General features: G+C 32.2%; 12 protein-coding genes and 3 pseudogenes. 11 read left to right on the top strand and 4 right to left on the bottom strand.

The features are described from left to right. Positions 1-93 precede the first annotated feature (93 nt). Positions 94-504, top strand: coding sequence for a hypothetical protein (locus CWS20_RS19935; protein WP_066190098.1), 411 nt, complete (start codon positions 94-96; stop codon positions 502-504). A gap of 176 nt (positions 505-680) precedes the next feature. Further along, positions 681-1,337: a hypothetical protein gene (locus CWS20_RS19930; RefSeq protein ID WP_066190102.1), complete on the top strand. Its 657-nt coding sequence runs from the start codon at positions 681-683 to the stop codon at positions 1,335-1,337. 159 nt (positions 1,338-1,496) lie between these two features. Here CWS20_RS19930 and CWS20_RS19925 read toward each other — a convergent pair whose 3' ends face one another. Both CWS20_RS19925 and CWS20_RS19920 read right to left on the bottom strand, forming a co-directional pair. Further along, positions 1,497-2,627: an MFS transporter gene (locus tag CWS20_RS19925; protein WP_066190108.1), complete on the bottom strand. Its 1,131-nt coding sequence runs from the start codon at positions 2,625-2,627 to the stop codon at positions 1,497-1,499. A gap of 75 nt (positions 2,628-2,702) precedes the next feature. Continuing rightward, the gene (locus tag CWS20_RS19920) at positions 2,703-3,224 is read right to left on the bottom strand and encodes a TetR/AcrR family transcriptional regulator (protein ID WP_066190110.1); all 522 of its coding nucleotides are present in this window, start codon (positions 3,222-3,224) and stop codon (positions 2,703-2,705) included. A gap of 271 nt (positions 3,225-3,495) precedes the next feature. On the opposite strand from CWS20_RS19920, the gene CWS20_RS19915 reads away from it, so the two are divergent. From CWS20_RS19915 to CWS20_RS28815, 3 genes and pseudogenes are all read left to right on the top strand, one after another. Further along, a complete protein-coding gene (locus CWS20_RS19915; protein ID WP_066190112.1) occupies positions 3,496-3,948 on the top strand; it encodes a MarR family winged helix-turn-helix transcriptional regulator in 453 nt (150 codons plus the stop codon). 24 nt (positions 3,949-3,972) lie between these two features. Further along, positions 3,973-4,488 carry a spermidine/spermine N(1)-acetyltransferase gene (paiA, locus tag CWS20_RS19910; RefSeq protein ID WP_066190115.1) on the top strand — a complete coding sequence of 172 codons (516 nt, stop codon included), beginning with the start codon at positions 3,973-3,975 and terminating at the stop codon, positions 4,486-4,488. A gap of 23 nt (positions 4,489-4,511) precedes the next feature. Further along, positions 4,512-4,604 (top strand): annotated as a pseudogene (locus CWS20_RS28815) (FMN-binding negative transcriptional regulator); the annotation flags it as partial. 386 nt (positions 4,605-4,990) lie between these two features. Here CWS20_RS28815 and CWS20_RS19900 read toward each other — a convergent pair. Next, entirely contained in the window at positions 4,991-5,650 is a 660-nt protein-coding gene (locus tag CWS20_RS19900; protein ID WP_066190118.1) for an SDR family NAD(P)-dependent oxidoreductase, read from the bottom strand. 121 nt (positions 5,651-5,771) lie between these two features. Between CWS20_RS19900 and CWS20_RS19895 the strand changes: the two genes are divergently transcribed. From CWS20_RS19895 to CWS20_RS19885, 3 genes are all read left to right on the top strand, one after another. After that, entirely contained in the window at positions 5,772-6,314 is a 543-nt protein-coding gene (locus CWS20_RS19895) for a TetR/AcrR family transcriptional regulator (protein ID WP_066190122.1), read from the top strand. A 177-nt stretch (positions 6,315-6,491) separates the two neighbouring features. Continuing rightward, on the top strand, positions 6,492-6,872 hold the full coding sequence (locus tag CWS20_RS19890) for a hypothetical protein (RefSeq protein ID WP_066190127.1): 381 nt from the start codon (positions 6,492-6,494) through the stop codon (positions 6,870-6,872). A gap of 226 nt (positions 6,873-7,098) precedes the next feature. Beyond that, positions 7,099-7,287 carry a hypothetical protein gene (locus tag CWS20_RS19885; RefSeq protein WP_066190129.1) on the top strand — a complete coding sequence of 63 codons (189 nt, stop codon included), beginning with the start codon at positions 7,099-7,101 and terminating at the stop codon, positions 7,285-7,287. Between the two features lie 263 nt (positions 7,288-7,550). Here CWS20_RS19885 and CWS20_RS28810 read toward each other — a convergent pair. Then, positions 7,551-8,063: pseudogene (locus CWS20_RS28810) on the bottom strand (DUF421 domain-containing protein). Between the two features lie 439 nt (positions 8,064-8,502). On the opposite strand from CWS20_RS28810, the pseudogene CWS20_RS29445 reads away from it, so the two are divergent. From CWS20_RS29445 to CWS20_RS19865, 3 genes and pseudogenes are all read left to right on the top strand, one after another. Continuing rightward, a pseudogene (locus CWS20_RS29445) lies at positions 8,503-8,592 on the top strand (tyrosine-type recombinase/integrase); the annotation flags it as partial. A 645-nt stretch (positions 8,593-9,237) separates the two neighbouring features. Next, complete coding sequence (locus CWS20_RS19870; protein ID WP_066190136.1) at positions 9,238-9,606, top strand: GntR family transcriptional regulator; 369 nt, start codon at positions 9,238-9,240, stop codon at positions 9,604-9,606. After that, positions 9,603-10,463, top strand: coding sequence for an ABC transporter ATP-binding protein (locus tag CWS20_RS19865; RefSeq protein WP_066190139.1), 861 nt, complete (start codon positions 9,603-9,605; stop codon positions 10,461-10,463). The genes CWS20_RS19870 and CWS20_RS19865 overlap by 4 nt, the downstream gene beginning before the upstream one ends. Positions 10,464-10,465 lie beyond the last annotated feature (2 nt).

Below are 10,465 nucleotides of genomic sequence, written 5' to 3'. Positions count from 1 at the left end.
TTGACCTTATAATACGAAAGGGGCAGGATAGATTAATAAGGATTTATCAATTTGCAAAGAATAAGGAGTAAATACAAAAATGAGGTGCATTGAATGCTTAAGCGATACATAATCATATTTGGATTCTTATTATTTGCTATTAATCCTATTCAAACTGCAAAAGCAGAAACAGTCCCAAAGACAGTAGGCTCTTATGTCACAACAGAGGATATTATTTCAGACCTTGTATTTCCTACTATTGATAAAAGAGTGATAAAAGAGTATGAGGGTGATCCCTTTTTTGGTTGGAATTGGAAAAGGATCGTTGGTATAACTTACAATGACAATCATTCTTATGATGTAGCCGTAAGAATTCTAATCCCTTCCAAAAACCCTGATAAAAATAAGGAAGACATAGTGAAGGTAAGAATATCCCCCTCCTGTAACAGTGAAAAGCTTAATAAGCTGAAATGTAACCATGGTTTTTTGATAGAAATATTAGATTACAAACATTTGTCTCAGTAAGAATAATATTTCTTTTGCTTAACTAATGGGTGCGTTGATCCAAAATGGATTAACGCCTATTTTTGTTAAAAACTTTTTTACCTAACTGAGCAGCTTATCTATAAAGGATAATGGGATTTTTTTATCGAATTATTGTTTAATTAAGATAAATTCTATAAGAGAAATGAGGCTTAGTTATGTTTAATTGGCTTACAGAAATTGAAGAACCAATTATTCCTTTTAATGAAGATAATGGAGAGCTCAAAATTCACAAGATAGAAAACGATAAGAATTTAACTCATATGAGTGAAGTGTGTCAGATTTTTGCAGCACTTGATGTAATATCAGAGGAAGATGGGATGACCGCATATCCAACCTCTAACCATCAGGCAACTCAATTGATAATGGAAGAAGTAGTACCTCACTATGAAGTAGTAAAAGAAATCTTCATAGACGGAGAATTAAAGGAGATAAATGTTTTTCGTTTAAAAAATAATTCAAGAAGGATAATAGAAGAACTACTTTTAGAAGGAGTTTACCCAGTTATTCCTGACTTATATAGATCAAAGTCTATAAATAGATCTAATTATCCAAGAAGGCTAAAGTATTATTCAATAAATAAAGAGTTAATTAATCAAATTTATAACAAAGAGACAGATGATGTGTTTTCTTTTTTCAATTCTTCCTTCCTTGCAGAGAATCAACCATTAGCGTTGCAGCCAACAGGCTGGAAGTTGCAAAGTCAATTGAAAGACTCTTATACGATTCGTGCATTTAGTACGTTCGCAAAACAATTAGTTCTTATTGTTAATGACCTAGATAATGGAGTTATAGGGCTTGATATATATAATTAATTTCTTTAACTTTGTGAAACAATGTACTTAAACTATCGGGAGCTTTCCTTAAATAAGAAAGCTCTTTTTCTTATGGAACAAAAGCGGCAGATTAATTAGAGCTATTATTAAAGGTATTACAATTAAAGATGGGGCAGTCCTACATATAATTTGTAACGCCTATAAGTAATTGCTTAAATTATCCTGCTTTTTAATAGGTACGGCCAGTCCAATAAAACAAACAGATGAATATAAAATGAAGCTAAAAGCATACGAAGTCAAACTGATCAATTCTCCACCAATAGCGGAACCTACGGACTGCCCAATGCCTAACGCTAAAAAGGCTAAGCTAACGCCCATTGATGGCATCACCTTAAAAAGACGTGCCCCCCAAACAATTAATATGCCTGTCATAAATATATACGACATACCAAATAAAATAGGTGAAAGATAAATAGTCATTAAATTAGGTATTGTAATAATAGCAATAGCAATAGACATTATTACAAGGGTTATACGATAAGACAAAACGATACCAAACTTATTAATAATTCCACCAGCAACTCCTCCTAAAATTCCTGATGCACCCATAAGGATCCAAAAAAAGACACTTGCATGACTGCTCATGTTGTAATTGACTGTTAAATAAGTTTGAGAAAATGTCCAATAAATGGATGAACCATATCCAATGAGTAAGGATGAGAATATGAGAAACTTGGCTTTCTTTAATACGGACATTTTAAATATATTTTGTCCCGAAGTGGAACTTTCTTCTAACGAAATACTTAAAGTATTCCATATAAGTACAATTACTGCGATAAAAGCAAACAGAAGAAAGGCTACTCTCCACTGTTCAGCAAATAAAAAGGCAATGGGACCTGATAAAATAAGTCCAAAACTCGTTCCGCTGTTAATCCAAGTATTCCCCTTGTCACTATCTTCTTTTTTTAAAGAAGTTGTGGCAACTTGACTAAATGCTGGAGAGGCCAAACCACTCCCTAACCCTGCAACAAATGTACTGCACACTAGAAGATAGAGTTCTTGAGAGACTGCAATTCCAAACAAACCGAAAATAGCACTTAGCCCAGCAAATTGAACCACTCTTTTCTCTCCAAATTTACTAACCAAATAGGAGGAGCTTAATAAGGCTAATGTATAGGCAATATAAGCAGCTGAACTTGCCATACCAGCTTCACTTTCTGTTATACCAATAGATGAAGAGATATTTGGTAAAAACAAACCGAAGCTAAATCTTGCAAATGCATAAGTCACACCAATCATAGCAATACCTGGCAATAAAATTCTCCACATTTTCTCACCCCTTTTTAGATAGAACGATCATTATATTTATAAGGTAAAAAAAGTAAATTCAAAATAAATTTACTTTTAGAACAAATGTCTCACTAAGCATAGTAATTCCTTAGAGACTTCTTCCACATTTTCGACTTCTGAAAGTGAAGTTGCACCTTCTAATAACAAGGCTAATCGCATAGCTTCCTGGTGATTAAAATTAACCTTCTTTAAAAATGCTATTAATGACTTTTTATGTGCGATAACATATCGATTAATATCACTTTCCTCAGATGGGTACTCTTCTTTTGCTCTTAAAAACATACAACCTTTCTTATGAGTGCGTATCCAATCGACATGTGCTTCAGCTAAAGACAAAGCATTCGTTTTAGAATCTTGATTTTGTTTTACTACTTCCTGTAAAAGGGAAAAGTACCTTTCTTCCCGACACTTTAATGCTGCTAATATCAGTTCTTCTTTAGAGTTAAAATGGTTATACATCGTCATTAAAGCCACATTTGCTTCATCTATAACTCTCTTAAGACCTACAGAATGAAAACCGTATTCATAGAATAACCTCTCTGCATGGTTTATTAAATCTTGTCTCTTTTTACTCATTTTATATCACCTTTAGATAGAATGGTCATTATATTATCATAAGAATCTGAGATTTTCAACCGATTTTGTCTGATAGACATTTGTTTCTTATTCAACTAAAGGGGGGCAATACTTGATCAGTGGTATTGTCCTTTTCTTATGTCACAAAAGGATAATAACTATGTAATCTTTATTTATATATTTTTGTTGCAAATGCAACAAATTCAGGTTAAATTTAATTTATATCTTTTTTTATTGTATTTACAACAAAATATGCACTGAGGAGTTCATTATGAAAGAAATTCTACGTGAAATTGGAATGATAGCCAGAGCATTAGATTCTATAAGTAATATAGAATTTAAAGAATATGATCTTACAAAAGGACAGTATCTGTATATTGTGCGGATATGTGAGAACGAAGGAATCATCCAAGAAAAGTTGGCTGAGATGATAAAAGTAGATCGAACAACAGCAGCTCGTGCTATAAGGAAACTTGAAGTTAATGGCTTTATTGAAAAGAAAGAAGATAAACATAACAAAAAAATTAAGAAACTATTTCCAACGGAAAAAGGAAAAAATGTTTATCCTTTTATAAAAAGTGAAAATGATTATTCCGATACTGTTGCATTAGAAGGCTTTTCTGAAAGTGAAGAGGAAACCATTTTCAATCTTCTTCAAAGAGTAAGAAAGAACATAGAAAAAGACTGGGAATTTGTAAAAAAGGGCAACAAGAGGAATTATTGATTTTATAAAGGAGCGACATATGAAATGACTGTAAAAATTACAATGTGCACCCGTGATGATTTACAAATACTCCAAGAAATAAGTATTGAAACATTCAATGATACATTCAACGATCAGAATTCACCTGAAAATATGAAAGACTATCTGAAAAGAGCATTTAATTTTGAACAGTTGGAAACGGAATTGTTCAATATATCTTCGAAATTCTTTTTTGTTTATTTTAATAATGAAGTCGCAGGATATTTAAAGGTCAATACCGATAATGCTCAGTCTGAAGAAATGGGCGATGAATCACTTGAAATCGAGAGGATTTATATAAAGAACAAATTTCAAAAACATGGGCTTGGGAAATACCTGCTGAATAAAGCTGTTGAAATTGCGAAAGAAGATAATAAAAAGAAAATCTGGTTGGGCGTATGGGAGCAAAACGAAAATGCAATTGCTTTTTATCAGAAAATGGGTTTTGTCCAAACTGCAGCCCACTCTTTTTATATGGGTGATGAAGAACAAGCGGACTTTATAATGACCAAAACACTCTAACTTTTTTTGAAAGGTGGATTATTATGTATATTCCTTCGCATTTTAAGATAACTGATGAAACACTAGCTTGCGACATTATGAAAGAACATAGTTTTGCGACTCTTTTTTCTCAACATTAGTCGAACGATAGCCCCCAACTGAAATGGGGATGCGAACTATTGAACAAGTGATAATTCGGACCATCTTTCACGAGGGAATACATTTGCAAGCTATAAATGACATGAAAAAAGCCTATATTTGCATGAAACGATATAAAAATATAAAGGAAATGTCATCTTACCTATTCACCTTCTGAGTACATGCCTTAGTTGTCTGGATATTCTTCCACGGGGGATTACGTTCTAACTCCGCTACCTTAAATATTTTAGACCCTAATTAAAAAGGTCAATCAATAACACGGTAGGGGCAGTTTAGTATAATAAGAAAATGAGCAATTTTTCGATTGATATTTTCTATGAGTAATAAAAAACCGATACATATCATCATCGGTTTTTTGCATTTTTTAATTCATTTGAGGAAAAACTGTTTCAAACCTATCTTGCTTTATATATAAATCATACCAAGTATCTGCAATTAAATCAGGATCTCCTTCAGTCCCTTTCTTAATGAGTGTAGCAACAGCAATAAATCCAACATAAATACCTTTTTCTTTTAACACATTGTGTAAATTTTGAGCATAGTTTCTCAAACCAGAACAAGCTATACCAGCATTTCCTAATTGTGGGATAGGATGTACTGCTGATATTCCACTATTAAATAGAATGGCACCAGAACCGTTTGCTTCCATAGAAGGTAATACTGTTTGAACCATCTTGATAGCTGGAAGTATTTGCATTTTGTATTGTTCTTCAACATCTTCAATTTTCATTTCTAAGACGTCTCTGAACATCTGTGGACCAGCATATGGACTAAATTCCACAACATCAATATTTCCAAAATCAGATTCAACTTGTTTTAATGCAGAACTTAACCTTTCTAAATCACGTACATCTGCAACATAATACTTAGAATCAATATCTAAATTTTTCAATTCATTTACTAAAGGAATGAGAGTATCTTCATGTAATGAAACTAAAGCGACATTAAACCCATTAGATCCAAATTTTTTAGCTAGAGATAGACCTAATCCAGGACCTGCACCTATAATTACAATTGTCTTCATATATAAAGCCACCTTTATTATTATAATTAAAGCAACGCATGTTGCTTTAGTTTGATTCTAAAACGATTTATACTTAGTAACAACCAACAAAACTGACAATATGTTGTTATAAGGAGAAAATATGAAAGTAAAAAATATCAGAAGAACGGATACCAAAAAAAGAATAGAAGAATCTTTCACAGCTCTTTTAAGAAAGAGCGATATTGAGGAAATAACTATTAAAAATATTACAGAGCATGCAAAAATAAATAGAGCAACATTTTACGCACATTATGAAGATAAGTATCAATTATTTGATGAAATGATAAAAGAGTCAGCTAGAAACAAGATTGATAATCATACAAAACATGTTAATACATGGAACAATGAACATGTTTTATGTTTAACACAAGCTATATTTGAGTATTTAAATGAAGTGAAAATAAACTGCCCTTACAGTTATCAAAATTTATTTCCTCTATTACGAAAAAAAATGCTGATGGAATTAAAGCAATACCTTGTATCGTTATTCAGCCATATTGATAATACAAAGAAGAATCAGTTTGAAATCTTGATTTACTCTAGGGTTATATACGATGCAGCAGAAGTGGTAGTTACTGAAGAAACTGATTTAACATTACATGAGGTTGTAAGTGAAATGACTAGATTAATCGATTTTTTGTAGTAAGGGAAAATTCCTTTAAATATTTTCTTATGCTAACGGGGAAATACTTCAACAGTTCTTACTTTTTTATGGAATTACCAGGACAGGTTTGTTGAACAAAGCATGAGTTACCGACATAAGTTCTGATATTGTGAGATAATCAAAAGATATTTAGACTTTGAGGGTAAGAGGGAAAAGATGAAGAAATATATTTCGGTAAACTTAATTTTGTTTATTGTACTTTTGGCGGGAACCATACTTACGATATTTATAATATATATGGATATTGATACTTCGCTATCTCATAAATTTATTATAGGATATGTAATTTATCTTCTAATATATGGATTGTTCTCCATCTTTTTAGTTATTACGAATACAAGGAAGTTAAATTGGATTCAAATAAGAAAAAGGTTTTTTACGTTTATTATTTGGTTTATTTTTTTAAGTACCTTGCACTATCTTCTTTCTTATTTTTTTATACGTTCGGAAATGAATGTTTGGGATTTAGGGATTCCTTTGGGTGTATCATTTGGACTGGCATTTTCAGATTTAATGTCTTGGAAAAAGAAAGAATAAAGCATTAAGGTTTTGCTAAGGACTAATATCTTTCTGTACTTTCACTAACAGGTCAAGAGTTAAATTTGGAGGGTTGCTGCGGGTAACCTCATGTAACAAACGGGGCAGGATAGTGGGAGAAGAAACGAATTGATTGTACTCTGTTTACCATTGAATATATAATATAAAAAGGAAAATGGAAAATCTTATTTGACAAACATTGATCATTATGAAAGGAATGAAGACGATGACAAAATTATCTTATAGTGGTTTGAAATATAGAGAAGATGATGTGGAAACAAAATTATTGGTGGATATACAAAATGATTGGCTTGAGATAACACATACCAAGGAAGTCTCTCAAGTAATGAATAAATCAACTGGTGAATATATCACAGTAAATCGAAACACATTGAAAGTTGAAATTGTTTCATAATATGAAACGAAATACATAAAACTATGAAAAACGTAACTGATACTTTCAGTTACATTTTTTCTGTATTTCCCGACTATTATCTTTTAGCATTTTGACTATATCTTATTGTTCCTCTGGAAATAGATTGCTTCCCTCTTTCTTCCTTCTTTTCTGGCCACCTGATTTACAGAGATAATTTTTGCTAAGACCTTCGTAACTCTTTAATTTATTTTGTTTGTAATCAACTTCGATGACCCTTATTATCAATTATGAACTTTTAGTTATTAATTAGTATTATCTATTTGCTCGACATGTAATTGTGATTTGTTATACGAACAAACGAAAATCTGAGTGGGGTCAGGATACCCTTGAGTTCGAAGTTCATTTAGGAGCCATTGTTCATCCTTATCAAAAAGGTGTAAGTATTTTTCATGAATTTCCCCATCTAATATAACCGGTAAGCTAAACGATTCTGTTTTTTAAAACACCGTGAGATTCCCTGAACTTTCAAGTATAGCATAGGAAACGTCGCTGATTTCAGTAATATCCTTGTCGCGAAGTTGCAAATATAAATCATCTAAATTATACCCTAACTTCTTCATCATTTTTTGCTGGCATTTCCCTTCACAAATAATAAAGGAAGGTACCCCATCAACGATATCTCGAGCTTTTTTGCTTTTCATTGTAATAAAAGAAAGTAAATATTGAATTGTAATGAGAACTGCAATAGGAAGTACTTGTATATATAATTTATCTTCTGGTTCAATAATAAATTCGGTTGTTAAATCGGCAATCATTAAAGTGATACCAATATCTAGCACACTAATCTCACCAAGCTCTTTTTTTCCGGTTAGTCTATAAAAAAGCAAGATAACGATAAAACTAATCGTAGTTCTTATACTAATGGTGATGATATCCTCCATTAAATCCCTCCTAATTATTATTAATTATGTCTTATTTGCAACTTAATATGTATTTTACAGACCGATTGGTTTAGAAAAGAACAAAGCTAATATCTATAAGGATCTAGTATGGGGGAATAATTATGATTTTCTCAAAAGCATGGCAATTATATAGAGTAGATAAACAAATTCAAGGTTACTCTGGCCAAACATTAAAGCATATGATATTCAGTTATCATTACTCATTAATTACTTTGGAGATATCTCTATCAAAGAGGTTTCTACCGAGTCTCTAAAACTATATTTGGAGAAAGTGGCCCAGGTGCTTAAGGCATCTAGTATTCATCCTCATCAATTAAGGCATAGTTTTGCTACGACACTCATTAACAATGGGGCTCCACTCGAGGTAATCCAAAATCTCATGGACGAAATAGGTAAACAGCTATTAGAAGAAGCAGAAAGTTGGGCAAAGGAAATTGGAGCAACAGGAATAGGACTGAATAGTGGAAACCGACCAGAGAGAATTAGTGCTCATAAGTTTTATAAAAATAATGGCTATTTAGAAAAATGCGTTGGTTTTGCAAAAAAAGTTATCTAAATTGTACAATGATGATCAAAATTATACAAAATATTTCTAATGATTTTATTTTTCTTTAATGAACGTGGGCTTTCCTTTAATAAGGAAGCTCTTTTCTTATGTCTCAAACAAGGCAGTTTAGTTCAATAAGCTATAGAAGCAAAAACTTATTCTAGGTAATATTAATCTTAAATTTTCATTTTGGGGTATTTTATACTTCTTAACTTGATGGCTATGTGATCTACCCCTTAGATAAGAAATAAGTTTCTTATTCGATTATAAAGAAGAAACACTGATTCTGTTCGATTAATGGACGGATATCAGTGTTTTTCGTATGTAATTAACAAATTATATTTTGATAAATCCTAAAAATAAATATGGGTGAAAACCCCTTTACAATTTAAAAACAATGTTGTATCGTTGGTTACATGAGTATACAACTAAACCGGTAATCAACATGGATCGAATAGAGATATGAAAGGAGTGTTCCTGTTGAAACCAACATTAGATGAGTCGATGCCCATCTTTCAGCAAATTGCACAAATTATAAGAATCGACATTGTCGAAGGTAAATTATTAGAAGAGGAAAGGGTACCATCTGAAAATGAAATTTCCAACTTTTATAACATCAATAGAGCAACTGTAAGGAAAGGACTGCAAACTTTGGTTGATGAAGAAATCATATACAAAAAGCGTGGAATTGGCATGTTTGTTATGGAAGGAGCCAAAGAAAAATTGTTAAATGAGAGGAAAAAACATTACAAGACGGAATATATCTGGCCACTACTAGAAGAAGGAAAACGGTTGGGGATGAGTGTTGATAAAGTAATTGAATTAATAAAAGAGGAGGTCAAGAAATGATTCGAGTGGAGAATGTTACCTATGGTTACGGAAAGACGTCAGTACTTGAGGATATTTCTTTCACTGAAAATGAACCTGAAATTATCGCAATTTGGGGTCGTAATGGAGCTGGAAAAACTACACTAATGAAACTTCTCTCAGGACAGGAAAAACCAAACAAAGGAAAAGTTGAAATCATGGGAATGGCTCCTTATAACCGTTCAGAAGCTGTCCAATATGTATGTTATATGCAAGAGGATCATCCATTTAGTTCCATTTGGAGTGTGAAAGATGCATTAAGGTTTGCAAGTTATTTTTACTCCAATTGGGATGAGGATTTGACACAACGATTGTTAAAGATCTTTCAACTAAATGAAAAGAAGAAAGTATCCAAGCTGTCAAAGGGAATGAAGTCCGCTCTACAGTTTATCATAGGGATTTCTAGTCATGCAGAAATTACAATTCTTGATGAACCAAGTAATGGATTGGATGCAAGCATGCGTAAGAAAATGTATCAGTCTCTGCGGGAAAGTCATGAGGCACATCCACGATTAATACTTTTATCTACTCATCATATCGAAGAAATACAACCTTTATGTGAATCACTTGTTGTTATACATGATAAAAAAGTATTGTTACATGAAACGATAGATGAGATAAGAGAGTACGGAGTATGGTTGGCAGGCGAAAAAATCAAGATAGAGAAGATATTAGATGGACAAAAACCATTAGAAATATACGAATTAGGTTCAAGTGTGAAAGTGATGATTGATGTACCATATAATGACGAGTGGAAGGAAATTGCATCCTTACACGGACTTTCGATTGAAAAAGCAAAGCTTCAAGATTATTTACTAAATAAAACAGAGGAGGCATAATA

This window comes from Cytobacillus horneckiae (assembly GCF_002835735.1).
Classification (GTDB): Bacteria; Bacillota; Bacilli; order Bacillales; family Cytobacillaceae; genus Cytobacillus; species Cytobacillus horneckiae.
This window is presented reverse-complemented; position numbering and strand designations above follow the sequence as displayed.